Here is a 24602-nt window from a genome sequence, read left to right on the forward strand (position 1 = left end):
CCCTGCGGTCACGGCACCAGGCGATATCCACCCTCTTCGGTCACCAAAAGCCGCGCATGGGAGGGATCCCGCTCGATCTTCTGGCGCAACCGATAGATATGGGTTTCCAGCGTATGGGTGGTGACGCGGTTATTGTAGCCCCAAACTTCCTTGAGCAGCACGTCGCGCGTGATGGTCTTGGGCCCCTGGCGATAGAGATACTTGAGGATCGAGGTTTCCTTGTCGGTCAGGCGCACCTTGCCGCCATCGATGCCCTCGAGCATCTTGGCTGCCGGCTGGAAGCTGTATTGCCCGATGGTGAACACCACGTCCTCGCTCTGGTCGTGCTGGCGCAACGCCGCATTGATGCGCGCCAGCAGGACCGGAAAGCGGAACGGCTTGGTCAGGTAGTCATTGGCGCCCGACTCAAGGCCCTTGATCTGGTCGTCATCGCTGTCATGCCCGGTCAGCATCAGGATGGGGCTGTTGAAGCCTTCTGCCCGCAACACCTTGACCGCTTCGCGCCCATCCATGTCGGGCAGGCCGACATCCAGGATCATCAGGTCGATATTGTTTTCGCGCGTGGATTTGAACGCGTCATTGGCGCTGCCGGCTTCCGAAATGTCGAACTCGCGATGCTGCGACAATTGATCAACAATGGTCTGGCGCAGATCCGCATCGTCATCGACCAGCAAGATGCGTCGCTTGTTCATTGTTTTCTCCAGGCAATTCTGCTCGACCGCTGCGCATATCACGCTATTGCGACGTGTTTTACCGCGGCCAATCACATCGATGTTACGCTCCCAGCAACGGACCGCGGGGCGCGAAAGTTGCACCGCTCGAGCCGATCGGCTAGCCGCGACTGCCAAACAGGGCCGAACCCACCCGCACCTGCGTTGCCCCCATGGCGATAGCCGTTTCGAAGTCCGCGCTCATGCCCATCGACAGCCCGGAAACGCCTGCCGCCTGGCCGAGCACCGCCAGATGCGCGAAATACGGCCCCGGCGGTTGCCCGTCGGGCGGGATGCACATCAGCCCCACGATCTCCAGACCATGAACCTGGCGGCAGCGCGCCACGAAATCGACGGCCTCTGCCGGCACCAGGCCGCTTTTTTGCGCTTCGCCACCAATATTGACCTGCACGAAACAGGGCAGCATGCGCCCGGCCCGTGCCATCTCGGTCTTGAGCACCACGGCCAGCTTGTCGCGATCCAGCGTCTGGATACAATCGAACAGGCTCACCGCCTCACGCGCCTTGTTGGTCTGCAACGGCCCGATCAGGTGGACCTGCACGCCGGGGTAGGACGCCCGCAGGGCGGGCCATTTGTCCTTGGCCTCCTGCACCCGGTTTTCCCCGAACACGCGCTGCCCGGCGGCCAGAAACGGCTCGATCTCATTGGCGGTGAAAGTCTTGGACACCGCAACCAGTTCGACAGCGGCCGGTGGCGGCCCGAACCGCCGCTGTGCGCGAGCCATGCGGGCGCCGATATCGTCCAGCAGATGCCGGGCATCGCTTGCAGCCTGCTCCACGCTTTTGCCTGTTGCTGTTGACCTTGGGGGGGAATTCTGATGATGGTCCGGTAACCAAAATCCTCCCCAAACGCAAGCCGCGCCTCAACGTGACGGGGCGGCTGTTCAGCCTTCAAGGACCTTTATATTGAGCGGCGAACGCTACAATCCGCGCGAAATGGAACCCCGCTGGCAACAGGTTTGGGACCAGGCCCAAAGCTTTGTCATGCGCAATGACGACCCGCGCGAAAAATACTACGTGCTCGAAATGTTCCCCTATCCCTCGGGCCGCATCCATATGGGTCACGTGCGCAATTACGCCATGGGCGACGTGGTGGCGCGCTATCACCGCGCGCTGGGCAAGAACGTGCTGCATCCCATGGGTTGGGACGCCTTTGGCCTGCCGGCCGAGAACGCTGCTATCGAGCGCAAGCTCAATCCCGGCACCTGGACCCGCCAGAACATCGCCGCAATGAAGGACCAGCTCAAATCCATGGGCCTGTCGATCGACTGGACCCGCGAGATCGCCACCTGCGAGCCCAACTATTACAGGCACCAGCAGGCTCTGTTCCTTGACATGCTGGCCGCCGGGCTGATCACGCGCAAAAAGTCCAAGGTCAATTGGGACCCGGTGGACATGACCGTGCTGGCCAATGAGCAGGTCATCGACGGCAAAGGCTGGCGCTCGGGCGCGCCGGTGGAACAGCGTGAGCTGACCCAGTGGTTCTTCAAGATTTCCGATTTCGCCGAGGACTTGCTGCAGGCGCTCGACACCTTGACCGCATGGCCCGAAAAGGTGCGCATCATGCAGCGCAACTGGATCGGCAAGTCCGAAGGCCTGCGCCTGCTGTTCGAACTGATGCCCAATGCTGCCGTGGATGTGGCTAGCATCGAGGTGTTCACCACGCGGCCCGATACCATCTTTGGCGCCTCGTTTCTCGCGCTGTCGGCCGATCACCCCTTGACCGCCCACCTGGCGGCCGACAATGCGGAACTGGCCCGGTTCGTGGCCGAATTCCGCCAGCAGGGCACGGCCACCGAGACGTTGGAAAAGGCCGAGAAGAAGGGCGTTTTCACCGGGTTGCACGTGAAGCATCCCGTGATCGAGGGCGCGACGCTGCCAGTCTATGTCGCCAATTTCGTGCTGATGGATTACGGCACCGGCGCCATTTTCGGCTGCCCGGCTCATGACCAGCGCGATCTCGACTTTGCCCGCAGATACGATCTGCCGGTCAAGCCGGTGGTGCTGCCGCCCGATACCAGCGCTGCTGATTTTTCGGTGGGCGACGCCGCCTATACCGACGCCGGCACGATCTTCAATTCCGGTTTCCTCGACGGCTTGTCCATCGAGGACGCGAAAAAGACTGCCGCAACCCACTTCGCGGCCCGCACTGTCGACGGGCAACCGCAAGGCCGGATCGAAGTCAATTATCGCCTCCGCGATTGGGGCATTTCACGCCAGCGCTATTGGGGCGCACCCATCCCGATCATCCATTGCGAACTCTGCGGCACCCTGCCCGTTCCCAAGAAGGACCTGCCGGTCGTGCTGCCCGAGGATGTCAGCTTCGACCTGCCCGGCAATGCCCTGGACCATCACCCGAACTGGAAACACGTGCATTGCCCCCAATGCGGCGGCGCGGCGCGGCGCGAAACCGATACCATGGATACCTTCGTTGACAGTTCCTGGTACTTTGCCCGCTTCACCGCTCCCGACGCGGCGACCCCAACTATCCCGGCCGTTGCCAATGCCTGGCTGCCGGTCGATCAATATATCGGCGGCGTCGAGCACGCGATCCTGCACCTGCTCTATTCGCGCTTTTTTACCCGCGCCATGCGGGCGACCGGCCATGTCGGCATCGACGAGCCGTTCAAGGGCCTGTTCACCCAAGGCATGGTCACGCACGAAACCTATAAGTCGCCCGCCGGCGACTGGGTCGCGCCGGCCGAAGTGATCATCGAGGCCAGCGGCGACCAGCGCCGGGCGCTGCATCTGCATTCGGGCGAGGCGATCACTATCGGTTCGATCGAAAAGATGAGCAAATCCAAGAAGAACGTCGTTGATCCCGACGAGATCGTCGGCAGCTACGGCGCCGACACCGCGCGCTGGTTCATGCTGTCTGACTCCCCGCCCGAACGCGACGTACAATGGACCGAAGCCGGTGTCGAAGGCGCCAGCCGCTTTCAACAGCGCATCTGGCGACTGGTCAGTGAAACTGTCGAGATCAGGAAACAGTCATCCCATTCTGTTCGCGAAAACGATGACGATGAAGCGACAGGGCTGCGCCGGATTGCCCATCGCGCGGTGCACACCGTCAGCCAGGACATTGAAGGCCTCCGCTTCAATCGCGCGGTCGCGCAGATTTACGAGTTGACCAACGCCCTGGTTCGCGCCGCCGGCATCGTTGCCGTCGCGCCGCAATCGCGCCTTGCAGCGCTCGAGGACGGCGTAACCCGCCTGGTGCAGATCATCGCCCCAATGATGCCGCACCTGGCCGAAACCTGCTGGGAGGCCTTGGGCCAGGCGGGCCTGGTTGCCGACGCGCCCTGGCCCGGTGTCGATCCGGCCCTTCTGGTCGATGACCAGGTCACCATTCCCGTGCAGATCAACGGCAAGCGCCGTGGCGAAATCGTCGCGGCCAAAGGCACCGCCAGCGCCGAAATCGAGCGACTGGTCTTGTCTCTTGCCGAAATTGTCCGCATCCTTGATGGCCAGATACCCAAAAAGATCGTCATCGTTCCGGACAGGATCGTCAATGTCGTGGTCTAAGCAATTCCAAATCCTGGGCTTTTCGGCATTGACCCTGGTCGGGGCGTCCGCGCTGGCCGCCTGCACCTTGAGCCCGGTCTATAGCGGCCGCCTGGCGCAATCGGCCAATCTGGAACTGGCTTTTGCCGACCCGACCACCCGCCTGAGCCAGATCGTTTATCAGGAACTCTCCTTCCGCTTTGGCCAGACCGACGCGGCCACCGCGCGCCTGGCCACCATTTCGACCGGCGCCAGCGCCAGCCGGCTGGTCGATACGGAAACCGAGGATCCCAACGAGGCCTATGAGGTCACGGTAACTGCGTCGGTGAGCATCGCACAGCGGAACGGCAGCGCTGCGCCACCGGTCGCGCTGACGCGTCAGGCCACCGCCGGTTACGAAGTGGGCGCGCAAGTGCTCAACGATCAATCCTCCTACAATGCGGCCGCCGAGCGCGCCGCCAAATCGGCCGCGGAATCGTTGCGTCTGGCGATTCTGGCGACGCTGGTCCGCTAGATGACCGCCCTCAAGGCGCACGAGGTCGCGCGGTACCTGGCGCGGCCTGACCTGACTGAGGGTATCTTCCTGGCCTACGGCCCCGATGCCGGTCTGGTCCGGGAAACGGCACAACGCTTGGTGCGGTGCTTCGCCGGCGACGATCCACAATCGGCCAGCATAACCGTGCTGGAGGGGAGCGATCTCGACGCCAATCCGTCCACCTTGGCGATCGAGGCGCGATCCGTCTCGCTGTTCGGCGGCAAACGCATCATTCGCGTGCGCAGTGCCACCAAATCGCTGGTCATGACTCTCACCGAACTGCGCGACGATCCAGACGGCGCAGCCATCGTGCTGGAAGGCGGCAACCTGCTGGCCAAGGACCCCCTGCGCGCGCTGGTCGAAGCTGCCAAATTCGGCCGGGCCCTGCCCTGCTATCCCGATACCGACGAAACCCTGACGGCCCTGGTTCGCGACGTCTTCAACAAGCACGCGATCCGCATCGATGACGACGTCGTGCCGATCCTGCGCGAAATCCTGGGCAATGACCGCGAAATTACCCGGCGCGAGTTGGAGAAACTGTGTCTTTATGCCGCCACCAGCAAGGCTCTGACCGGTGCCGACGTCCTGCGTTTGTGCGCCGATAACGGTGCCATGGTGATCGACACCATTCTGGACTCCACCGGCTCGGGTCATGCCGAAAAGCTGGAGCTAGCGCTCAACCGCGCCGTGGCCTCCGCAATCGATACACAACGCCTGTTGCGCGCCGCCGAGCTGCATTTCGCCACCTTGCGGCGATGGCGTGCCGAAGTCGATGCCGGCAAAAGCGCGCGCGATGCACTGAATACTGCCCGCCCCAAGCCGCATTTTTCACGGGTTGCAACGCTGGAGCAACAGGTCAGGCTCTGGTCGGATCAGGCGCTGGCAACCGCCTCCGAACGCCTGCTCACCGCGACGGCCGACAGTCGCCGGCGTCCAGCCTTGGCCGAAGCCACGATGCGCCGCAGCTTGCTGTCTTTGTGCATGATGGCAGCGACGTTTTAACCTCCGCGAACCGGCCACGTTCACGTGAAACGGCGCTCAGTTCGAACCGGTGAGCCGCAGGCAGATGCCGTCAAGCTGCTCCAGCGTCTTGTAGCGGATTTCCAGCTTGCCGCCCCGCTCGCCATGCGCCACCGAAACCGAAAGGCCCAATGCGTCCGACAGCCGCCGCTCCAGCGCCACGGTATCGGCGTCAGGCGTGTCCTTGTTGGGCTTGATCCGCGGTGGCACATCGCGCTGCTGGCTCAACGCCTCCGCATCGCGCACCGACAGGCCGCCAGTGACGATCTGCCGTGCCAGGGCGGCCGGGTCTTCTGCCGTGATCAAGGTGCGCGCATGTCCCGCCGTCAGCGTGCCGCTCGCCACCATCTCGCGAACGTCCTCGGGAAGCCGGAGCAGTCGTAAGGTATTGGCCACGTGCGACCGGCTTTTGCCGATCACCTGCGCCAGATCCTGCTGGGTATAGTCGAACTGCTCGATCAGCTGGCCATAGCCCATCGCCTCTTCCAGAGGATTGAGATCGGCCCGCTGCACATTCTCGATGATGGCGAGTTCCAGCGCTTCCTTGTCGCCGACATCACGCACGATCACCGGCACATCGTGCAGGCCGGCGCGCTGGGCGGCCCGCCAGCGCCGCTCGCCGGCAATGATCTCGAATATATTGGGGTCCTCGCTCGGCCGCACCAGCAAAGGCTGCATGATGCCCTTCTCGCGAATCGAGTTGGTTAACTCTTCAAGCTGTTCGGCATTGAAAGACCGACGCGGATTGGCCCGGTTGGCGATGATGAAATCGACCGGCAGGCGCTTGACGCCCCCTGCACTCTCGGTCACCCGCGCCCCTTCCAGCGTTGCCATGTCGCCGATCAGGGCTGCAAGGCCACGGCCCAAACGTGTCGGTTTTTCATTCATGCTGACTGTCCTCATGCCGCGTTGAGCTGCCGCTCGCGGCGGATAACTTCGGTCGCCAGCCGCAGATAGGCCTGGCTGCCGGCACTTTTGAGATCGTAGAGCAATGCCGGCTTGCCATAGGAAGGCGCTTCGGCCAATCGAACATTGCGCGGGATCACCGTTTCATACACCAGATCGCCCATTTCACTCCGCACATCCTGCAATACCTGCTCGCTTAAGCTGTTGCGCTTGTCGAACATCGTCATCACGACGCCCTGGATAGACAGACGCGGGTTTAACGTGGACCGGATTTGCTCGATTGTTTGCAGCAACTGGCTCAGCCCTTCAAGCGCGAAGAACTCGCATTGCAGCGGCACCAGCACCGCATCCGCCGCCACCAGCGAGTTCACCGTCAACAGATTCAATGAAGGCGGGCAATCGATCAATACATAGCTGACGGGCTTATCGCCTATGATCATCTCCGGCATGCCCTTGAACGCATTGCGCAACTTGAACGCGCGATCACCCTGCCCAGCGATGGTAAGCTCGACCCCGAGCAGGTCCATGGTTGACGGAATGATCGCCACATTGGGCACGCTGGTCAGAATTGCCGCCTGCACCACGCTGGCCTCGCCGATCAGCAGGTCATAAGCCGAAATATCGCGGTTATTGCGGGAGATGCCGAGCCCGGTCGACGCGTTGCCTTGCGGATCGAGATCGACAATCAACACGCGCTCACCCACTGCCGCCAAGGCCGTCGCCAGGTTGATCGCCGTCGTGGTTTTCCCAACGCCGCCTTTTTGGTTCGCCAAAGTCAAAATACGAGGCGCCAAGGTCTTCTCCAGGAGATGTCCGCTAACTACCTGTTTTAATGCTTAAATTATTAAGCTCAAGCAGAACGCCGTTTGGATCGGTTTCGCTTTGATGTGTTACCACACGGTACTCCCAAACCAAACGCGATTCCGCCAACTCCGCGAGATGTTCACGGCCTTTGTGAAAAATCGCGCGCGTATGTGGTGTGAACAGGGGCTGAGCCATGGCACATAGCGCGGTCAATGACGCGACTGCCCGCGCCGTTACCAGGTTAACATGCCCTGTTTCACGTGAATCAAGCTGGTCGGTCCGCTTGGCCACGACAGTTGCGGAAAGGCTAAGATCGCGAATGACCGTGCGCAGAAAACTGACCTTGCGACCGTTCGGCTCCACCAGCACGAAATGGATTGGCTCGCCCTGCAGCGCAATGGCCAAAGGCAAGGCCGGAAAACCGCCACCACTGCCGAGATCGATAATGACCCTGTCAGTCGGCCGCATGTAGCGGAGGACTTGCAGGCTATCCGCAAAGTGTCTCGTCCAGACCTGCTCCAGTGTTTCACGTGAAACAAGATTCTGTATCACCTGCCATTTCCGCAACAACCCAGCATATGATTCCAGGTCGGCGACGACGGCTTGCAGCGGCCGCGATAGAAACTGCGCATAAGGCGCAACGACGTCCACGCGTTCGCCCATCAGCTCGCCTGGCGCAGGGCACCGCGCCGAATGATGGACAGCACAAGTGTGATTGCCGCCGGCGTCATGCCGTCGATGGCCTGGGCCTGGGCAATGGTTTGCGGCCTGAGCGTCGACAATTTCTGCCGGAGTTCGACCGACAAACCTGGAATGTCGAGGTAATCGAAGTGTTCGGGGATGCTGCGCTGTTCATCCCGCCGCACCGCGTCGATATCTGCTTTTTGGCGGTCAAGGTAAACCGCATACTGCGCATCGACGACCAGTTGATCCATGATCGCGGTTTCGATTGTCGCCAGTTCAGGCCATAGCCGGCTCACATCGGCAGGCGAGACGTCAGGATAGGATAACAGATCGAAGGCCGACCGGGCCTTGCCATCCTCGTTGACCGCGATCCCGGCCTTCCGCGCCGCGTTCGGTGTTGCCGAGAGTCTTTCCAGCACCGTGCGCCCTTGCTCGAGCGCGCTGGCTTTGGCAACATGATGATCGGCCCGTTGCTGGCCGACGAGGCCTGCCGCAACACCTAAAGGCGTTAGACGCTGATCGGCATTGTCCGCACGCAAATGCAGCCGGAACTCCGCGCGGGAGGTAAACATGCGATAGGGCTCGCTGACGCCACGGGTCACTAAGTCGTCGACCATCACGCCGAGATAGCTTTGCGTCCGCGACAAGATGATTGGCGAACCGCCGGACGCCGCAAGCGCAGCGTTGGCGCCGGCCAATAGCCCCTGCGCTGCGGCCTCTTCATACCCCGTCGTGCCATTGATCTGCCCGGCCAGGTACAGCCCTGGCCGCCGCTTGACCTCCAGGGTCCCCTTGAGCGCGCGCGGGTCGACATAGTCGTATTCGATGGCATAGCCCGGCCGAACGATAGCGACGTTTTCCAGGCCTGGCATCGAGCGCAGGAATTGTTCCTGCACATCGGCGGGCAGCGACGTCGATAATCCGTTGGGGTAAACGGTCGTATCCTCGAGCCCTTCAGGCTCAAGAAAAATCTGGTGGCTGTCCCGGTCGGCAAACCGGACGATCTTGTCCTCGATGGATGGACAATAGCGCGGCCCGCGACTTTGGATTCGCCCTGAATACATCGCTGATCGATGAATATTATCGGCAATGATCCGATGCGTTTCAGCGGTCGTGCGGGTGATGTGACAGGCAATCTGGGACGTATTGATGGCCGCTGTAAGGGCTGAAAAGGGCTCCGGCGGCGTATCGCCCGGTTGGCTCTCCAGCACGGCATAGTCGATCGTGCGCCCATCCAATCGTGCGGGTGTGCCGGTCTTGAGCCGTCCCAGTGGCAAGCCGAGCTGCTCGAGGCGCGTCGACAGGCCAAGGACCGGCTTTTCACCCAGACGCCCGGCGGGTATCGTTTCGTCGCCTCGATGGATCAGGCCGCGCAGGAATGTACCAGTGGTCAGGACCACCGCCTTGGCGCCAATCCGGCGCCCGTCCATCAACACCACGCCGGACACAGCGCCGTCCACCACCGTAAGATCGTCAACTTCGCCCTCGATCACCTCGAGGTTCGGCTGCGCCAGGATCGCCGCCTGCATGGCCTCACGATAGAGCTTGCGGTCGGTTTGCGCCCGCGGTCCGCGGACGGCGGGCCCCTTGCGACGGTTGAGCACGCGGAACTGAATGCCCGCGGCATCCGCCACCCGGCCCATCAACCCGTCCAGCGCGTCAATCTCGCGCACCAGATGGCCCTTGCCCAGACCGCCAATGGCTGGATTGCAGCTCATCTCGCCGACGGTGCAAAACTTGTGGGTAATAAGTGCGGTGGCAACGCCTAGCCGCGCCGAAGCAGCGGCAGCTTCGCAGCCCGCATGGCCGCCGCCAACAATAATGACCGCATAATCGCTCATGGTGCTGTTCTCCAAGGGCGCTCAATAATGCAATGTTTCACGTGAATCAATTCACGCCGGCGATTGGAAGCGTTTCACGTGAATCATTTGCCGATGCAGAAGCTGGCAAAAAGCCGGTCCAACACGGCCTCTGCATCAATTCGTCCCAATAGGCGCTCAAGAGCCATACTGGAACCCCGAAGTCGCTCGGCGGCCAACTCAGATTGTTCAAGCAAGCTCTCCACTTCAGTCAACTCACGAAACGCCGCTAGCAGCGCAGCACGGTCCTGCTCGTGACTGACAAGTACGTCGGCGGCTCGCACGTGCCGAGCACCAGATGCGTCCAAAATCTTGGTGAGCAACTCGGCCAAACCTTCGCCTGTAGCCGCCGAAACCGAAGTTTGCGCCCCTGGAACAATGCCGAGATCGTGCTTCGTGCCGACAATCAAAACAGGCGGACGCAGATGCTGGTTCACGTCGGTGAATTCTGGCTTGGTTTCTGCGACCTGGTCGGCGGCCTGGAGCCACAGTACCAGGTCGGCCTGGACCATGGCCTGCCTTGCCCGATCAACGCCGATTGCCTCAGCTTTAGAGGCGGTGTCTCGCAGGCCCGCACTATCGATTAATATGATCAGCTGCCCTTCCAGATCGAGCGGCACTTCCTTGAGGTCCCGCGTGGTTCCCGCCTCATCAGACACAATCGCCACGTCCGACTGCGATAGAGCGTTGAGCAAACTGGATTTTCCGGCATTGGGAGGTCCGGCTAGCACGACCCGGAAGCCCGATCGAATAATACGGCCCTGCCCCCGCAGCGCTAGAACTGAGCCAATATCGCCACGCAGCGCCTGTGCCTCTGTAAGGAAACTTTGCGGCAATTCACCGACATCACCTTCGTCGGAAAAGTCGAGTTGCGCCTCAATCACCGCCCGCAGGTCAAGGAGGCGCTCTCGCCAACTCTCAACGCGGCGAGTCAGGCCGCCTTCCATGCGGACATAGGCCAGGGCGCGCTGGTTTTCGGTCTCTGCTTCTATCAGATCGCCCAACCCTTGGGCTTCGACTAGGTCCAGCTTGCCGTTCTCGAAAGCGCGGCGGGTGAACTCGCCCGCTTCGGCCAACCGTGCGCCGAGGCCGGTGCAGAGCCTCAGTATGGCCCGGACGCCTGCGGGTGAGCCGTGGACCTGCAATTCGGCACAATCCTCGCCGGTGAAGCTGTGCGGCGCGGGGAAGTAGGCGATCAGGCCACGATCAAGCACCACGTCGGCGCCGATTGGCCGCAACGTCAAACGGCGGGGTTCTGGAATCCCGCCAGCGATGCCGTTGAGAATGTTGGGGACATCCGGGCCCGAGAGCCGGATCACCGCCACGCCGGCCGGTACCGCGCCGGACGACAGCGCGACGATGGTATCGCCATCGCGCATAACTTAAGGCCACAAGGCTGTTTGCGAAAAACCGGTAGCCACTTTTTCGCGCCTTACTCTTACGTATTCATCGAGTCAAAGAAATCCGAATTGGTCTTGGTCTGGCGGATCTTGTCCATCAGGAATTCCATGGCGTCGATCGTGCCCATGGGCGTGAGGATACGGCGCAGGACATACATCTTCTTGAGGATGTCCGGCTCCACCAGCAATTCTTCCTTGCGGGTGCCCGATTTGGTGATGTCCAGTGCCGGGAACACGCGCTTGTCGGCAACCTTGCGATCCAGGATGATTTCGGAATTGCCGGTGCCCTTGAATTCTTCGAAAATCACCTCGTCCATGCGCGAGCCCGTATCGATCAGCGCGGTCGAGATGATGGTCAGCGAACCGCCATCCTCGATATTTCGGGCCGCGCCGAAGAAGCGCTTCGGGCGCTGCAGAGCATTGGCGTCGACGCCGCCGGTCAGCACCTTGCCGGACGATGGCACCACGGTATTGTAGGCGCGGCCCAGACGCGTGATCGAATCGAGCAGGATGACGACATCGCGCTTGTGTTCCACCAGGCGTTTGGCTTTTTCGATCACCATCTCGGCGACCTGGACGTGGCGCGACGCCGGCTCGTCGAACGTCGATGAAATCACCTCGCCCCGGACCGAGCGCTGCATATCGGTGACTTCCTCGGGCCGCTCGTCGATCAGCAGCACAATGAGGTAGCACTCGGGATGGTTGGTGGCGATCGATTGTGCGATATTTTGCAACAGTACGGTCTTACCGGTCCGTGGCGGCGCAACAATCAACGCACGCTGGCCCTTGCCGAGCGGCGCCACCAGATCGAGAATACGCGCCGAGCGATCCTTGAGCGTGGGGTCCGGCAATTCCATGCGGAGCCGTTCCTCGGGATAAAGCGGCGTCAGATTGTCGAAATTGACCTTGTGGCGCACGGCCTCGGGGTCTTCAAAATTGATCGTCGATACCTTGAGCAGCGCGAAATAGCGCTCGCCATCCTTGGGCGAACGAATTTCGCCTTCGACCGTATCGCCCGTGCGCAGGCCGAAGCGCCGGATTTGCGACGGACTGACATAGATATCGTCGGGCCCCGGCAGATAATTGGCATCGGGCGAACGCAGGAACCCGAACCCGTCGGGCAGCACTTCGACGACACCTTCGCCGGTAATATCGATGTCCTGGGAGGCGAGCTCCTTGAGGATGGCAAACATCAGTTCCTGTTTGCGCATGGTCGAGGCATTCTCGACCTCGTGTTCTTCGGCGAACACCAGCAATTCGGCCGGGGACTTGGCCTTGAGCTCGCTGAGCTTCATATTCTGCATGTGGCGGATGACCCTTGGGGGAAATCAGAGATGTACGAAAATTTTGGGAGGGGCAGGCACCACAGCGGCCGGGGAGACCGAACTAAGTTTGGATGCGTTGTTCTGCATGTAGCCCGAACCGCGCCGGGTTTCAAGATTGAAACCATCCAGACGCACCGATTCACGTGAAACGCTAAGCGCCCCTATGGCGGGGTCAGCGTGTGTCCGCCACAGAGCGGTACCCAATCAGAACGGCTTCACGATCACCATGATGACGATGACGATCAGCGCAATGGTCGGAACCTCGTTGATCAGGCGGAAATACTTCGAGCTTTTGCTATTGCTGTCGGTGGCGAACGCCTTGGCGTGCCGCGCCAGAACCCCGTGAAATCCCGCCAGGACCAGCACGAACACGGCCTTGACCCAGGGCCAGACCTGCGACCAGTCGACCACGCCGGCGCTGATCAGCCCGATGCCGAACACGAAGGTCGCAACCATTGCCGGCGTGGTAATGCCGCGCAGCAGGCGCCGCTCCATCACCTTGAAGGTGTCCGATTGCACCGAGCCCGGTTCGGCATCGGCATGATAGACGAACAATCGTGGCAGATAGAGCAGCCCCGCCATCCAGGCGACCACCGAAATCACGTGCAGCGCCTTGAGCCATTCGATCATCGCCTAAACGCCTCGTTTGACCAGTTCGACCAGCCGCGCCACGTGCTCGATCGGCGTTTCCGGCACGATGCCATGGCCCAGATTGAAGATATGCGGCCGATCGGCGAACGCCGCAATGATCTGGCTCACCCGGGCCTCCATCTGCGCGCCGCCCGCCACCAGCCGCAAGGGATCCAGATTGCCTTGTACGGGCATTGCCAGCGGTACCTGCGCCGCGGCGAAGCCGAGCGGCGTTGCATAATCGAGCCCCACCGCGTTCACCCCCGTCGCCGCCACATAGGCCGCGATATTGCCGGCGGCACCACGCGGAAACCCGATGATCGGCGCCTTGGGCACCCGCGCCCGCACGCCCTCGACAATCCGGCGATTGGGCTCGATCACCTGCCGGGCGAACGCCACCTCGTCCAGGTTCAACGCCCAGCTTTCAAACAATTGCACCACATCGGCGCCCGCCAGCAATTGGGCAACCAGATACGCGACGCTGGCGTCGACCAGCATATCCATCAGCGTTTGGAACGCTTCGGGATGGCGCAGGGCAAACAAGCGCGCAGCGGCCTGATCGGGCGAGCCCTTGCCGCCAATCATATAGCTCGCCACCGTCCAGGGCGAGCCAGAAAAGCCGATCAGCGTCTTGTCGGGCGCCAGGGTAGCCCGCAAGCGCCGCACGGTCTCCAGCACCGGCGCCAGATGTTCCAGCACGCGTTCGGGCCGGAGCAATCCAAGCGTTTGCGGCGTGATGGGCTCAAGGATCGGCCCTTCGCCCCCCTCGAACCGCACCGATTGACCCAAGGCATCGGGAATGACCAGGATATCGGAAAACAGGATCGCCGCATCCAGATCGAAGCGCCGCAGCGGCTGCAGGCTGACCTCGACCGCCAGGTCCGGCGTATAGCACAGGTGCAAAAATCCGTTCGATCTGGCCCGCACCGCGCGATATTCGGGAAGATAGCGCCCCGCCTGCCGCATGATCCAGATCGGCGGCCGCGCCTGGCGCTGCCCCAGCACCGTCGCCAGCAGTGGTTTATGGGCCGAAGCGCTCACGCGCCCTTGCCTTCCAAAACCCTAAAGAAAAGTCTTGGTTTTAGTATTTGTATTATCATGGCGGTGTTTTGCATCAATTCAGCCCCGTCCACAATCGCCACGCTGGCGACAGATGGGCGCAGCGCTTTGGTTAACTTAAGATGAACACGGCTTGTGTGAATCACGCGAAGGCTGTGGCCGCCACAAGTGTTAACGCTTCGTTAATTCGGGACTCGCCGGAGTCCAGCAGAGTCTGGCGCTGTGCAAAACCGCCGCGCCCGCCATCCCCACCTTTTGCCTTTGTCCCCGCAATTGTCCCCAACGCCGTTTCCGCAATCGCCGACTCCAAATGTTAACCTTTTGCTCACCAAGTCGAACAAGTTTGCCCCTCGCGCAAATCCATGAGTCATTATCACAGGCAAGGCTTGAGCTGGGGACAACAGTGTGGAAAACCATAGCGCCATGTTGATCCTCGCCTCCGCCAGTTCCACCCGCAAAGTCTTGCTGGCCCAGGCCGGGCTGGCCTTTCGCTCCATTGCCGCCACGCTTGACGAACGGGTGCTCGAAACCCAAGCCTTGGCCAATGGCGCCGACGGTCGCGATATTGCCCTGCTGCTGGCCGAGGCCAAGGCGAAAGCCATTGCCGCCATCCATCCCGACGCCATCGTGATCGGCGCCGACCAGACGCTGGCTTTGGGCACCGAGCTCCTCCACAAGCCGGCCGATCGCACTGACGCGGCGCGCCAGCTCGACCGGCTCAAGGGCAAGACGCATCGCCTTCATGCCGCGGTGACGCTGGTAAAGGGCGGCACTCTTTTATGGTCCGACGTGCAGACCGCCGAATTGACCCTGCGCGATTTTTCCGACCGCGACCGCGACGACGTGCTGGACCGTGAAGGCGACGCGATCCTTCATGCAGTGGGCGGCTATCGGCTCGAAGGTCCGTCGATCCGCCTGTTCAAGGCCGTCAATGGCGATTACTTCACCATTCTGGGCCTGCCGCTGCTGCCGCTGTTGGCGGCGCTGCGCGACCACGCGCCCCACGTGCTCGAGGACCGCCCGGCATGAGCATCAAGGCCTTCGTCATCGGCCACCCGATCAATCATTCCCGCTCGCCCCTGATCCATGGCACCTGGCTGGCCGAACACCAAATCGATGGCAGCTACGCGGCCATCGCTATCGCGCCCGATGAGCTTGAACCCTTCTTTGCCCGGTTGCGTGCGGGCGAGTTCGCCGGCGGCAATGTCACCATCCCGCACAAGGAGGCCGTCTTTGCCCTCTGCGACAGCGTCGATCCGCTGGCCCGCAGCATCGGCGCCGTCAATACCCTGGTGGTGACCGCCGGGCGCGTGCATGGCACCAATACCGATTATCTGGGTTTTCTCGGCAATCTCGATGCCGGCGCGCCCGATTGGTCCGAGCGCTTGGACCAAGCCATCGTGCTGGGTGCCGGCGGGGCGGCCCGCGCCGTCCTCGTCGCGCTGCACAGCCGGGGCATCAGGCCGGTGCATGTTCTTAATCGGACCCTGGACAATGCCGAGCAACTGGCCCGCTCAATCCACGGGCCATTCCTCGCCCATCCCCTGGCCGCATTTGCCGATCTGGCTCCCCGCGCCGGCCTTGTCGTCAACACCACCAGCATTGGCATGCACGGCACGCGCTTCCAGGATCTCGACCTGGACCTGCTGCCCCCGGCGGCCCTGGTCACCGATATCGTGTACGTTCCGTTGCAAACGCCGCTTCTCGCCGCTGCCGCGGCAAGAGGCCTGCGCACCGTCGATGGCCTTGGCATGCTGCTGCACCAGGCCGTGCCGGGCTTTGAGGCCTGGTTCGGCGTGCGGCCCGAGGTCACCCCGGCACTCCGCGCCCGGATCGCGGCAACGCTGGGCTCCTGAGCATGTGGCGCATCGGCATTACCGGCTCCATTGCGACGGGTAAATCCACGGTGCTGGATGGCTTCAGGGGCCTTGGCGTCCCGGTGTTCTCCGCCGATGCCGCCGTTGCCGAGCTCTATGCCGGCGCCGCCGTTGCGCCGGTCGAGGCGCTGTTTCCCGGCGTTGCGGTGAACGGCATCGTCGATCGGGCCCAGCTGTCACAGCGCCTGGCAGCCGATCCATCCGGCTTCGCGCGGCTCGAGGCGCTGGTGCATCCCCTGGTGCGCGCCCGCATTGCGCGCTTCCTCGATGATGCGCAAAACACAGGAGCCGCTCTGGCCGTGGTCGAAGTGCCCTTGCTGTTCGAAAGCGGCCATGATTATGGCTTTGACGCCATCGGCGTTACCACGGTGGCCGAGCCGGTGCAGCGCCAGCGCGCCCTGGCCCGTCCCGGCATGACCGTGGAAAAGCTCGACAGCATCCTTGCCCGCCAGCTGCCGCAAAGCCAAAAGAGGGCGCTGGCCACCTATGCCTTCGATACCGCCGGCACCAGGGCCCAGACCCTCGCCATGGTCAAGGCCGTGGTCGCCGCCATCCAGGCCCGCCAGGAGACCCAATGACCCGCCAGGTCGTACTCGATACCGAAACCACGGGCCTGTCCCCCGCCACGGGCGACCGGCTGGTCGAAATCGGCTGCGTCGAACTGGTCAATCACCTGCCCTCGGGCAAGACCTTCCACGTCTATCTCAATCCGCAGCGCGCCATGCCCGAGGAGGCATTTCGCGTCCATGGCCTGTCTGACGAATTTCTGGCCGACAAGCCCCTGTTCTCGGCCGTCGCTGCCGATTTTCGCGCCTTTATCGAGGATGCGACGCTGATCATCCACAATGCCCCCTTCGATATGGGGTTTCTCAATGCCGAGCTGACCAATCTGGGCCAGCCCAAGCTCGCCAACACCGTCATCGATACGGTCATGCTGGCGCGCGAACGCCATCCCGGCGCCCGTGTTAGCCTCGATGCCCTGTGCAAGCATTACGGCATCGATACCAGCCGCCGCGCCCTGCATGGCGCCCTGCTCGACAGCGAGATCCTGGCCGAAGTCTATCTGGAACTGATCGGCGGGCGCCAGGCCGGCCTGGCCCTGGTCGCCGAAAGCCGCGTCTCGGGCGCCGACGGGATTGCCGCCATGGTCAGCGCCGCCCGTCGCCCCGTCGCGCTACCCTCGCTTGTCTCCGCCAATGAACTGGCTGCCCATGCCGCGCTCATTGCCTCCCTGGGCGCGGACGCAATTTGGGCAGAATACGAACTATCTTAGCTGCGCCGGCAAACCCCATAGCCCTCGCAAACATAAATCCCCCCAGCCTGGCCGCAGGGTCACTTCGGCTGAAATGTATTGGATTAATTTGGCTTGGCGATGTCCGCATCGGCCACGACCGGCGCGGCATTCTGCTTGGCCGCCAACTGCGCCATGTTCTGGCGGTAGATCGCCGAAAAATCCACCGGCTCCATCATCAGCGGCGGAAAGCCGCCTTGCTGGGTTACGCTGGCTAGCACCTGGCGGGCGAAGGGAAAGATCAGGCGGGGGCATTCGATCATCAGCAACTGGCTGAGCGCGGCCTCCGCGATATTGCGCAGCCGGAACACCCCGCCATAGACCAGTTCCACGTTGAACAGCACCACCGCTTCGCGATTGGCCTTGGCGGTCAGCGTCAGTTCGACCGCATAGAGCTCCTCGGCCTGCTTCTTGACCCCGACGCTGATCGAGACGTTGAACGCCGGATTGCTCGATCCGCTCATGATCGAGCCGGGCGCGCCGGGATTTTCAAACGACAGGTCACGGATATACTGGCCCACCATGCTCATCGAGGGGGCGGCACTGGCCTGCGGCGCTGCGGCGCTCTGCGTATCGTCAGCCATTTGGAAGTCCTTTGGGCAAAGCTCTGGAAAATTGTGCGGCGCTGGCTAGCACCTTTGCGCGCCCCGGACAAGCTGAACCGCCCGCAGGGCCTTAACGCGGGCGATAGTCCTCATCGTCCAGATCGATCGTTTCCGGCCCCTTGATGCGGCCATCATCGGCCCGGGGCTGCGCGCCAAAGCCCCCGGCCTGGACCACGCTGAACCGGCCCGACAGCGTCCGGTAGATCCATTGCCGCACCGGCGGCAGCAGCAATCCCAGGCCCACCAGATCGCTCAGGAATCCCGGCAGCACCAGCAACACTGCTGCCACCCCCAGCAGCATGGCGTCGGCGATCGTCTGCCTCGGCATCCGCCCGGCCGCGACATTGCCGCGCAGTTGCATCAGCACCGACACCCCCTGCTGGCGCAGCAGCAAGCCACCCAGAAGCGCCGCGCCGATCACCAGAGCCAGGGTTGGAAACAGCCCGATCGTCTGCCCCACCTTGATGAAGACGGCAATTTCGACGATTGGAAGTACCAGTAAACCAAGCAGGAAAAATCGGGCCAAACGGGTCAATCCTCTCTTGCCGAAACTTCGGGCGGCCCTCAAAAGGGAACTCGCCCCATCGTGAACTGGTTTCGGGGTGAAGTTTTCCTATATATAGGTGAGTTTGAGCGCTCTGCGAGCGCGCGCATCGGCTTCGGATGCGATTTTGCCGCCGCCCTTTGCAAGAGGTGACTACCCATGGCCGAATTTCTCGATCTGCCCACCCTCATCGTCATCGGTCTTGCCATTGTGATCCTGTTCCGGCTGCGCTCGGTCCTGGGCACGCGAACCGGCACCGAGCGGCCGCCCGTCGAGCGGCGCGTCAAATCCGACGCCAAGAGCAAGGCGGTCGAGGATACCGTGGTGCCGCTGCGCCCCTCCGGCGCCGGCAATCCCGATCTGGACGATGATCGCCGCGCCCGCAAGATCGACGCTGAGATCGAGCAGTTCGCCAAGGGCAATGCCGAACTGGCGACCGGGCTGCGCACCGTGGTGGAGGCTGATCCCAGCTTTACCCCTAAATCCTTCCTTGATGGTGCCAAGCAGGCCTATGAGATGATCGTCACCGCCTTTGCCGCCGGCGATCGCGCGACGCTCAAGAACCTGCTGGAGAAGGACGTCTTCGACGGCTTCCAGCGCGCCATCGCCGAGCGTGAGGCTGCCGGGCAAAAAATCGACTTCACCTTTGTGGGCCTGCCCAAGGTCGAATTTGCCGATGCCGAATACGACAAGAAGAACGTGCTGGTGACCATTCGCTTCCATGCCGAAGTGGTGTCGGCCACCCGCGACAAGGATGGCACCCTGGTCGAGGGCAATGCCGACCAGGTGCAGACCATCGCCGACGCGTGGACCTTTGCCCGCAATCCCAAGTCGCGCGATCCCAACTGGAAAGTGATCACCACCAGCCAACTGGATTGATCTGTTGCGGCAGCCCTTCCCATGTCCAAGCGTGACCCAAGGCGCCTGCCGCATGACTTCCACCTGTGGACGGCTGTTGCCGCCACCATCGATCCGCTGCGCCGCAAGCGGTTGCTGAAGCTGGCGGCGGGGCCCCTGCCGTTACCCGAGCCACCGGCAGAGATCGCGCAGCCCAAGCCGGCTGAACCCCCCCGCCGCAGTTTTTCCGTCCCGTCCTACCAGGCGCCGGTGCCGGCCGACCGGCCGGCGGATCGTGCGCTCGAGCCCTCGATCAGACACAAGGTCGTGCGCGGCCGCATCGACATCGACGGCACCATCGACCTGCATGGCCTGCACCAGGACGAAGCCCGCGCGGCGCTCTATCGGTTCATCCAGGCCCGCGTAGCGCGCGGCGACCGCACCATCCTGGTCATTACCGGCAAGGGTCAGAAAACCATCGACGACTACACCACCGCCATGACCGAGCGCGGTGTCTTGCGCACCATGCTGCCGCTCTGGCTCAGCGAGCCCATGCTGTCGCCTCTGGTTTCGGGCTGGTCGGTGGCGGCCCGCGGCCATGGTGGGGAGGGCGCCTGGTATGTGCGCCTGCGCCGCTCATGACCCCGCTGGGCGCCAGGATGCGGGCCCTGCGCGAGGAACGCGGCGTCTCCCTCAAGCAGATGGCGGCTGCGCTGAACGTATCGAGCGCCTATCTGTCGGCGCTCGAACATGGCCGGCGCGGCAAGCCCACAGGCTTCCTGCTGCACCGCATCATCACCTATTTCAACGTCATCTGGGACGAGGCCGAGGAACTGCAGCGCCTGGCCGAACTCAGCGATCCCAAGATCACCATAGATACCGCGGGCCTTGCCCCCGAGGCCACTGAACTGACCAACCGCCTCGCCGCCGCCATCGGCAAGCTGGACGCCGACGACCTCATTGCCCTGCGCACCGAGTTGCAGCGACGGGCAAGCAAACCGCGGACATAAAACGCCGCACGAACCGATAACTTGGTTGTTCGCCCGATGTTCCGCGATCGTCCCCTCGCCCCGCCGGGGAGAGGGCTAGGGTGAGGGGTACGATGCTGCAACATAACACTCCATTGCGGCATCGCACCCCTCACCCGGCGCTGCGCGCCGACCTCTCCCCGCAGGGGCGAGGTGAGCCGGTGCGCAAGCATGCTTCACGGCCGAACGAATTTTCCCTCTCAACTCAGCCATCGAGGGGGGGGGACCCGGCGTTACGGACCCTACAACACGAACTTGCTCAAGTCCGTATCCGCCGCCAGCGCACCCACCTTGTCGGCCACGAAGGCCGCATCGATGCGCAGCGTTTCCCCCTGCTTGTCGGGCGCGGTAAAGGAAATATCCTCCACCAGCCGCTCCATCACCGTCTGCAGCCGCCGCGCGCCGATATTTTCCACCGAGTTGTTGACCGTGACCGCCGCATCGGCAATCGCCGCGATGGCGTCCTGGGTAATGTCCAGCGTCACCCCTTCGGTGTTCATCAGCGCGACATACTGCTTGATCAGGCTGGCTTCGGTATCGTTGAGAATGGCGATGAAGTCTTCCCGCGTCAGTGCCTTCAGCTCCACCCGGATCGGCAGACGCCCCTGCAATTCGGGCAGGAGATCGCTGGGCTTGCTGACGTGAAACGCGCCCGAGGCGATGAACAGGATGTGGTCGGTCTTGACCGGCCCGTGCTTGGTCGACACCGTCGTCCCCTCGATCAACGGCAACAGATCGCGCTGCACCCCTTCGCGCGACGGCCCCCCCGAGATGCCGCCATCGCGCGCCGCCACCTTGTCGATCTCGTCGATAAAGACGATGCCGTGGTTTTCCACCAGCTCGATAGCCTCGCTCTTGAGCTGTTCCTGGTCCAGCAGCTTGTCGCTTTCCTCGGCGATCAGCGGCTCATAGGCGTCCTTGACCTTGACCTTCCGCTTGACCCCGCGCCCGCTCATCTTGCCCAGCATGTCCTGCAGATTGATCATGCCGATGCCCCCCTGCATCCCCGGAATATCGAACCCTCCGGCCCCGCCCGATGGCGCCACCTCGATCTCGATTTCCTTGTCGTCGAGCTCGTTGGCCCGCAGCTTCTTGCGAAACGAATCGCGCGTCGAGGGCAGCGCCGAGGTCCCCACCAGGGCGTCCAGCACCCGCTCCTCGGCATTGTGATGGGCCTGCGCCTGCACATCGGCGCGCTTCCTGTCGCGCAGCACGGTGATGCCGGCCTCCACCAGATCGCGCACGATCTGCTCGACATCGCGACCCACATAGCCCACTTCGGTGAACTTGGTGGCCTCCACCTTGATGAACGGCGCCTGCGCCAGCCGCGCCAGCCGCCGCGCGATCTCGGTCTTGCCAACGCCGGTCGGCCCGATCATCAGGATGTTCTTGGGCGTCACCTCGCGCCGTAGTTCCGGTGTCAACTGCTGCCGCCGCCACCGGTTGCGCAGCGCCACGGCCACCGCCCGCTTGGCGTCATGCTGGCCCACGATATGGCGGTCGAGCTCGGATACGATCTCGCGCGGGGAAAAATTGGTCTCGCTCATGGTCTTCACTTTCCGGGCCGCTCACGAGCCAGCCCATTGCCGCCGCCAATCGGCCGGCGGCTGTCATCAAAATTCGATGGTTTCTGCCGTCACATTGCTGTTGGTGTAAACGCAGACCTGCTCGGCGATCTTCATCGCCCGCCGGGCGATTTCCTCGGCGTCGAGTTCGGTCGCGTCGGCCAAGGCCAGCGCCGCGCTCAATGCGTAATTGCCGCCCGAGCCGATCGCCGTCACGCCGTAATCGGGCGTCAGCACGTCGCCCGTGCCGGTCAGCACCAGCGTCTCCTTGGCATCGGCGACGATCATCATCGCCTCCAGCCGCCGCAGATAACGATCGGTGCGCCAATCCTTCGCCAGCTCCACCGAAGCGCGCATCAGCTGGTTGGGATATTGCACAAGCTTGGCTTCCAGCCGCTCGAACAGCGTGAACGCGTCCGCCGTCGCTCCGGCAAACCCGCCGATAACCTTGCCGTCGCCGAGCCGGCGCACCTTCCTGGCGCCGTGCTTCATCACGGTCTGCCCCATGGTCACCTGCCCGTCGCCGGCCACCACCACCTTGTTGCCCTTGCGCACGGCGACGATCGTCGTCCCGTGCCAGCCGGGGAAAGTATTGCTCTCACTCATTGGAAGAAAACTCCGAAACTGTTGAGTGATATTTAGGTGACGGTTAGGGGAATACAATGTGGCGTGCCACGCCCTCGTGGTTCGAGGGTCGGCTATGCCGCCCACCTCACCATGAGGACTACTGATAAGTCACGATCCCACCAATAGCCCTCATGGTGAGGTGCGAGCCCTTGCGCGCCTCCAACCACGAGGGCGCTGCACGGAGCAACGCAATCTTTATTGCCAAGGGCGTACATGCTAGGTCACCCGCCAACTTGGAGTCCCCTGCATGCGCACCGCCGAGATTGCCCGCACGACCAACGAGACGCAGATCACCGTCTCGCTCAACCTAGACGGCACCGGCACCCATGCGATGTCCACTGGCATCGGCTTTTTCGATCACATGCTCGACCAGCTCGCGCGCCACTCCTTGATCGACATGACCGTCGCCGCCAAGGGCGATTTACATATCGATTTCCACCACACCGCCGAAGATGTCGGCATCGCGCTGGGGCAAGCCTTGCTCAAAGCCCTTGGCGACAAGACGGGCATCCGCCGCTATGCTTCGGCCGACCTGCCGATGGACGGCACGCTGACCCGCGCTGCCATCGATGTGTCCGGCCGTCCATTCCTCGTGTTCCGCGCGTCCTTCTCCGCCCCCAAGGTGGGTGAAATGGACACCGAACTGTTCCGCGAATTCTTCCAGGCCTTCGCCATGAACGCGGGCATTACGCTGCACATCGAAAACTTCTACACCGACAACAACCACCACCTGGCCGAGTCCATGTTCAAGGCCGTCGCCCGCGCCCTGCGCGACGCCGTCGAGATCGATCCCCGCCAGGCCGATCGGGTGCCGAGCACCAAGGGTAGGCTGTAGCTTGGGTCTTTTAACCCCGGCGATTTTGCTCTAAGCCCACACCAAGTACGGTGTCACCCCGGCATAGGCCGGGGCCCATCCTGAGATCTCGAGATGGGTCCCCGCCTGCGCGGGATGACATCGCGTTTTTGGAGCCTGCGGTGACCCTCTTCGCCATCTACACAAGCCCATCCGCAGCCCCCGGCCTGCGCCGCCATGCGCTGGCGCGGCGCGGCTGGCGCCATCGCCGCGACCGTATGGCGACCGCGCCCGATCTCGCCACCCTGTCCTGGCTGGAGGCAACATGAGCCTCACCGCCATCATCGATTATGGCTCGGGCAATCTGCGTTCCGCCGCCAACGCCTTCGAACGGCAGGCCGCCCTGCTCGACAATCCGCCCGACATCCTCGTCACTGCCGATCCTGAAAAAGTCCGCCGCGCCGATCGCATCGTGCTGCCCGGCGTCGGCGCCTTCGCCGATTGCGCCGCCGGCCTCGAGGCCGTGCCCGGAATGCGCGACGTGCTCGAGGAGCGCGTCATCCGGGGCGGGGCGCCGTTCCTCGGCATCTGCGTCGGCATGCAATTGCTGGCCACCGAAGGCCGCGAAAAGGCGATTACCCCCGGCCTGGGCTGGATCCCCGGCGCCGTGGTCCACCTGACGCCGTCCGATCCGACGCTGAAAATTCCGCACATGGGCTGGAATACCTTGCGCATCGAATGGCCTCACGCCCTGCTCGCCGGCATTCCCGAGGGCCTGCACGCCTATTTCGTCCACTCCTATCACCTGCACACCCACCGGCCGGACACCACCATCGCCACCACCGATTACGGCGGCCCGGTCACCGCCATCGTCGGCCGCGACAACATCGCCGGCACCCAGTTCCATCCGGAAAAATCGCAGGCGCTCGGCCTGGCGTTGATTTCGAATTTTTTGGGGTGGACGCCGTGACGGACCCCC

General features: G+C 62.9%; 27 protein-coding genes. 13 read left to right on the forward strand and 14 right to left on the reverse strand.

All coding sequences use genetic code 11. From position 1 onward, the window contains the following. Nucleotides 1-8 precede the first annotated feature (8 nt). Complete coding sequence (locus ACFE8X_RS08800; RefSeq protein ID WP_375451086.1) at nt 9-692, reverse strand: response regulator transcription factor; 684 nt, start codon at nt 690-692, stop codon at nt 9-11. Between the two features lie 139 nt (nt 693-831). Further along, nucleotides 832-1509, reverse strand: coding sequence for a YggS family pyridoxal phosphate-dependent enzyme (locus tag ACFE8X_RS08805; protein ID WP_375451087.1), 678 nt, complete (start codon nt 1507-1509; stop codon nt 832-834). Nucleotides 1510-1636: 127 nt separating this feature from the next. Here ACFE8X_RS08805 and leuS point away from each other — a divergent pair, with 127 nt between their 5' ends. From leuS to holA, 3 genes are read left to right on the forward strand one after another with little or no spacing between them, the layout of a single operon-like run. Continuing rightward, complete coding sequence (leuS, locus tag ACFE8X_RS08810) at nt 1637-4255, forward strand: leucine--tRNA ligase (RefSeq protein ID WP_375451088.1); 2619 nt, start codon at nt 1637-1639, stop codon at nt 4253-4255. After that, on the forward strand, nt 4242-4748 hold the full coding sequence (locus tag ACFE8X_RS08815; RefSeq protein ID WP_375451089.1) for a hypothetical protein: 507 nt from the start codon (nt 4242-4244) through the stop codon (nt 4746-4748). Before leuS ends, ACFE8X_RS08815 begins: the two co-directional genes overlap by 14 nt. Continuing rightward, the gene (gene holA / locus ACFE8X_RS08820) at nt 4749-5771 is read left to right on the forward strand and encodes a DNA polymerase III subunit delta (RefSeq protein ID WP_375451090.1); all 1023 of its coding nucleotides are present in this window, start codon (nt 4749-4751) and stop codon (nt 5769-5771) included. A gap of 36 nt (nt 5772-5807) precedes the next feature. On the opposite strand, the gene ACFE8X_RS08825 is transcribed toward holA, so the two are convergent. The 8 genes from ACFE8X_RS08825 to hemE all read right to left on the reverse strand — a co-directional run bounded on the left by ACFE8X_RS08825 (nt 5808) and on the right by hemE (nt 14438). Further along, a complete protein-coding gene (locus tag ACFE8X_RS08825) occupies nt 5808-6677 on the reverse strand; it encodes a ParB/RepB/Spo0J family partition protein (protein WP_375451091.1) in 870 nt (289 codons plus the stop codon). 11 nt (nt 6678-6688) lie between these two features. Next, a complete protein-coding gene (locus ACFE8X_RS08830) occupies nt 6689-7489 on the reverse strand; it encodes a ParA family protein (RefSeq protein ID WP_375451092.1) in 801 nt (266 codons plus the stop codon). 22 nt (nt 7490-7511) lie between these two features. Continuing rightward, on the reverse strand, nt 7512-8162 hold the full coding sequence (rsmG, locus tag ACFE8X_RS08835; protein WP_375451093.1) for a 16S rRNA (guanine(527)-N(7))-methyltransferase RsmG: 651 nt from the start codon (nt 8160-8162) through the stop codon (nt 7512-7514). Beyond that, nucleotides 8162-10024, reverse strand: a complete 1863-nt coding sequence (gene mnmG / locus ACFE8X_RS08840) for a tRNA uridine-5-carboxymethylaminomethyl(34) synthesis enzyme MnmG (protein ID WP_375451094.1) — start codon at nt 10022-10024, stop codon at nt 8162-8164. Before mnmG ends, rsmG begins: the two co-directional genes overlap by 1 nt. An 83-nt stretch (nt 10025-10107) precedes the next feature. Then, the gene (gene mnmE, locus ACFE8X_RS08845; RefSeq protein WP_375451095.1) at nt 10108-11421 is read right to left on the reverse strand and encodes a tRNA uridine-5-carboxymethylaminomethyl(34) synthesis GTPase MnmE; all 1314 of its coding nucleotides are present in this window, start codon (nt 11419-11421) and stop codon (nt 10108-10110) included. Nucleotides 11422-11480: 59 nt separating this feature from the next. Next, on the reverse strand, nt 11481-12746 hold the full coding sequence (gene rho / locus ACFE8X_RS08850; RefSeq protein ID WP_375451096.1) for a transcription termination factor Rho: 1266 nt from the start codon (nt 12744-12746) through the stop codon (nt 11481-11483). A 225-nt stretch (nt 12747-12971) separates the two neighbouring features. After that, complete coding sequence (hemJ, locus tag ACFE8X_RS08855) at nt 12972-13397, reverse strand: protoporphyrinogen oxidase HemJ (protein ID WP_375451097.1); 426 nt, start codon at nt 13395-13397, stop codon at nt 12972-12974. Between the two features lie 3 nt (nt 13398-13400). Beyond that, complete coding sequence (gene hemE / locus ACFE8X_RS08860) at nt 13401-14438, reverse strand: uroporphyrinogen decarboxylase (protein ID WP_375451098.1); 1038 nt, start codon at nt 14436-14438, stop codon at nt 13401-13403. A 441-nt stretch (nt 14439-14879) separates the two neighbouring features. Here hemE and ACFE8X_RS08865 point away from each other — a divergent pair, with 441 nt between their 5' ends. Genes ACFE8X_RS08865 through dnaQ form a run of 4 tightly spaced genes read left to right on the forward strand, consistent with a single transcriptional unit; the run spans nt 14880 to nt 17606 of the window. Continuing rightward, nucleotides 14880-15485, forward strand: a complete 606-nt coding sequence (locus tag ACFE8X_RS08865; protein ID WP_375451265.1) for a Maf family nucleotide pyrophosphatase — start codon at nt 14880-14882, stop codon at nt 15483-15485. Beyond that, complete coding sequence (locus ACFE8X_RS08870) at nt 15482-16312, forward strand: shikimate dehydrogenase (protein ID WP_375451099.1); 831 nt, start codon at nt 15482-15484, stop codon at nt 16310-16312. Before ACFE8X_RS08865 ends, ACFE8X_RS08870 begins: the two co-directional genes overlap by 4 nt. A gap of 2 nt (nt 16313-16314) precedes the next feature. Further along, on the forward strand, nt 16315-16911 hold the full coding sequence (gene coaE, locus ACFE8X_RS08875; RefSeq protein WP_375451100.1) for a dephospho-CoA kinase: 597 nt from the start codon (nt 16315-16317) through the stop codon (nt 16909-16911). Further along, a complete protein-coding gene (gene dnaQ / locus ACFE8X_RS08880; RefSeq protein ID WP_375451101.1) occupies nt 16908-17606 on the forward strand; it encodes a DNA polymerase III subunit epsilon in 699 nt (232 codons plus the stop codon). Before coaE ends, dnaQ begins: the two co-directional genes overlap by 4 nt. Nucleotides 17607-17689: 83 nt before the next feature. Here dnaQ and secB read toward each other — a convergent pair whose 3' ends face one another. Further along, complete coding sequence (secB, locus tag ACFE8X_RS08885) at nt 17690-18208, reverse strand: protein-export chaperone SecB (RefSeq protein WP_375451102.1); 519 nt, start codon at nt 18206-18208, stop codon at nt 17690-17692. A 91-nt stretch (nt 18209-18299) separates the two neighbouring features. Further along, complete coding sequence (locus tag ACFE8X_RS08890) at nt 18300-18755, reverse strand: FxsA family protein (protein ID WP_375451103.1); 456 nt, start codon at nt 18753-18755, stop codon at nt 18300-18302. A 177-nt stretch (nt 18756-18932) separates the two neighbouring features. On the opposite strand from ACFE8X_RS08890, the gene ACFE8X_RS08895 reads away from it, so the two are divergent. The 3 genes from ACFE8X_RS08895 to ACFE8X_RS08905 are packed head-to-tail and all read left to right on the forward strand — an operon-like array spanning nt 18933 to nt 20620. Then, nucleotides 18933-19652, forward strand: a complete 720-nt coding sequence (locus tag ACFE8X_RS08895; protein WP_375451104.1) for a Tim44/TimA family putative adaptor protein — start codon at nt 18933-18935, stop codon at nt 19650-19652. Nucleotides 19653-19673: 21 nt separating this feature from the next. Next, nucleotides 19674-20252, forward strand: a complete 579-nt coding sequence (locus tag ACFE8X_RS08900; protein WP_375451105.1) for a Smr/MutS family protein — start codon at nt 19674-19676, stop codon at nt 20250-20252. Next, nucleotides 20249-20620 carry a helix-turn-helix domain-containing protein gene (locus ACFE8X_RS08905; protein WP_375451106.1) on the forward strand — a complete coding sequence of 124 codons (372 nt, stop codon included), beginning with the start codon at nt 20249-20251 and terminating at the stop codon, nt 20618-20620. The genes ACFE8X_RS08900 and ACFE8X_RS08905 overlap by 4 nt, the downstream gene beginning before the upstream one ends. Before the next feature lie 260 nt (nt 20621-20880). Here ACFE8X_RS08905 and hslU read toward each other — a convergent pair whose 3' ends face one another. Together hslU and hslV are read right to left on the reverse strand one after the other, a co-directional pair. Then, on the reverse strand, nt 20881-22194 hold the full coding sequence (gene hslU / locus ACFE8X_RS08910) for an ATP-dependent protease ATPase subunit HslU (protein ID WP_375451107.1): 1314 nt from the start codon (nt 22192-22194) through the stop codon (nt 20881-20883). A gap of 57 nt (nt 22195-22251) precedes the next feature. After that, nucleotides 22252-22809, reverse strand: coding sequence for an ATP-dependent protease subunit HslV (hslV, locus tag ACFE8X_RS08915; protein WP_375451108.1), 558 nt, complete (start codon nt 22807-22809; stop codon nt 22252-22254). Nucleotides 22810-23077: 268 nt separating this feature from the next. Here hslV and hisB point away from each other — a divergent pair, with 268 nt between their 5' ends. The 3 genes from hisB (at nt 23078) to hisH (ending at nt 24593) form a co-directional block, all read left to right on the forward strand. Beyond that, on the forward strand, nt 23078-23665 hold the full coding sequence (gene hisB, locus ACFE8X_RS08920) for an imidazoleglycerol-phosphate dehydratase HisB (protein WP_375451109.1): 588 nt from the start codon (nt 23078-23080) through the stop codon (nt 23663-23665). Nucleotides 23666-23805: 140 nt separating this feature from the next. After that, on the forward strand, nt 23806-23952 hold the full coding sequence (locus ACFE8X_RS08925; RefSeq protein ID WP_375451110.1) for a hypothetical protein: 147 nt from the start codon (nt 23806-23808) through the stop codon (nt 23950-23952). Continuing rightward, nucleotides 23949-24593, forward strand: a complete 645-nt coding sequence (hisH, locus tag ACFE8X_RS08930) for an imidazole glycerol phosphate synthase subunit HisH (protein ID WP_375451111.1) — start codon at nt 23949-23951, stop codon at nt 24591-24593. The genes ACFE8X_RS08925 and hisH overlap by 4 nt, the downstream gene beginning before the upstream one ends. Nucleotides 24594-24602: the final 9 nt, after the last annotated feature.

The sequence above is a fragment of the uncultured Devosia sp. genome, assembly GCF_964244875.1.
Taxonomy (GTDB): domain Bacteria; phylum Pseudomonadota; class Alphaproteobacteria; order Rhizobiales; family Devosiaceae; genus Devosia.

Coding starts and splice junctions, on each gene's coding strand:
- ACFE8X_RS08800 (WP_375451086.1), bottom strand. CDS start 692: ATGAACAAGCGACGCATCTTGCTGGTCGATGACGATGCGGATCTGCGC.
- ACFE8X_RS08815 (WP_375451089.1), top strand. CDS start 4,242: ATGTCGTGGTCTAAGCAATTCCAAATCCTGGGCTTTTCGGCATTGACC.
- holA (WP_375451090.1), top strand. CDS start 4,749: ATGACCGCCCTCAAGGCGCACGAGGTCGCGCGGTACCTGGCGCGGCCT.
- ACFE8X_RS08825 (WP_375451091.1), bottom strand. CDS start 6,677: ATGAATGAAAAACCGACACGTTTGGGCCGTGGCCTTGCAGCCCTGATC.
- rsmG (WP_375451093.1), bottom strand. CDS start 8,162: ATGGGCGAACGCGTGGACGTCGTTGCGCCTTATGCGCAGTTTCTATCG.
- mnmG (WP_375451094.1), bottom strand. CDS start 10,024: ATGAGCGATTATGCGGTCATTATTGTTGGCGGCGGCCATGCGGGCTGC.
- mnmE (WP_375451095.1), bottom strand. CDS start 11,421: ATGCGCGATGGCGATACCATCGTCGCGCTGTCGTCCGGCGCGGTACCG.
- rho (WP_375451096.1), bottom strand. CDS start 12,746: ATGCAGAATATGAAGCTCAGCGAGCTCAAGGCCAAGTCCCCGGCCGAA.
- hemJ (WP_375451097.1), bottom strand. CDS start 13,397: ATGATCGAATGGCTCAAGGCGCTGCACGTGATTTCGGTGGTCGCCTGG.
- ACFE8X_RS08865 (WP_375451265.1), top strand. CDS start 14,880: ATGTTGATCCTCGCCTCCGCCAGTTCCACCCGCAAAGTCTTGCTGGCC.
- ACFE8X_RS08870 (WP_375451099.1), top strand. CDS start 15,482: ATGAGCATCAAGGCCTTCGTCATCGGCCACCCGATCAATCATTCCCGC.
- coaE (WP_375451100.1), top strand. CDS start 16,315: ATGTGGCGCATCGGCATTACCGGCTCCATTGCGACGGGTAAATCCACG.
- dnaQ (WP_375451101.1), top strand. CDS start 16,908: ATGACCCGCCAGGTCGTACTCGATACCGAAACCACGGGCCTGTCCCCC.
- secB (WP_375451102.1), bottom strand. CDS start 18,208: ATGGCTGACGATACGCAGAGCGCCGCAGCGCCGCAGGCCAGTGCCGCC.
- ACFE8X_RS08895 (WP_375451104.1), top strand. CDS start 18,933: ATGGCCGAATTTCTCGATCTGCCCACCCTCATCGTCATCGGTCTTGCC.
- ACFE8X_RS08900 (WP_375451105.1), top strand. CDS start 19,674: ATGTCCAAGCGTGACCCAAGGCGCCTGCCGCATGACTTCCACCTGTGG.
- ACFE8X_RS08905 (WP_375451106.1), top strand. CDS start 20,249: ATGACCCCGCTGGGCGCCAGGATGCGGGCCCTGCGCGAGGAACGCGGC.
- hslV (WP_375451108.1), bottom strand. CDS start 22,809: ATGAGTGAGAGCAATACTTTCCCCGGCTGGCACGGGACGACGATCGTC.
- hisB (WP_375451109.1), top strand. CDS start 23,078: ATGCGCACCGCCGAGATTGCCCGCACGACCAACGAGACGCAGATCACC.
- hisH (WP_375451111.1), top strand. CDS start 23,949: ATGAGCCTCACCGCCATCATCGATTATGGCTCGGGCAATCTGCGTTCC.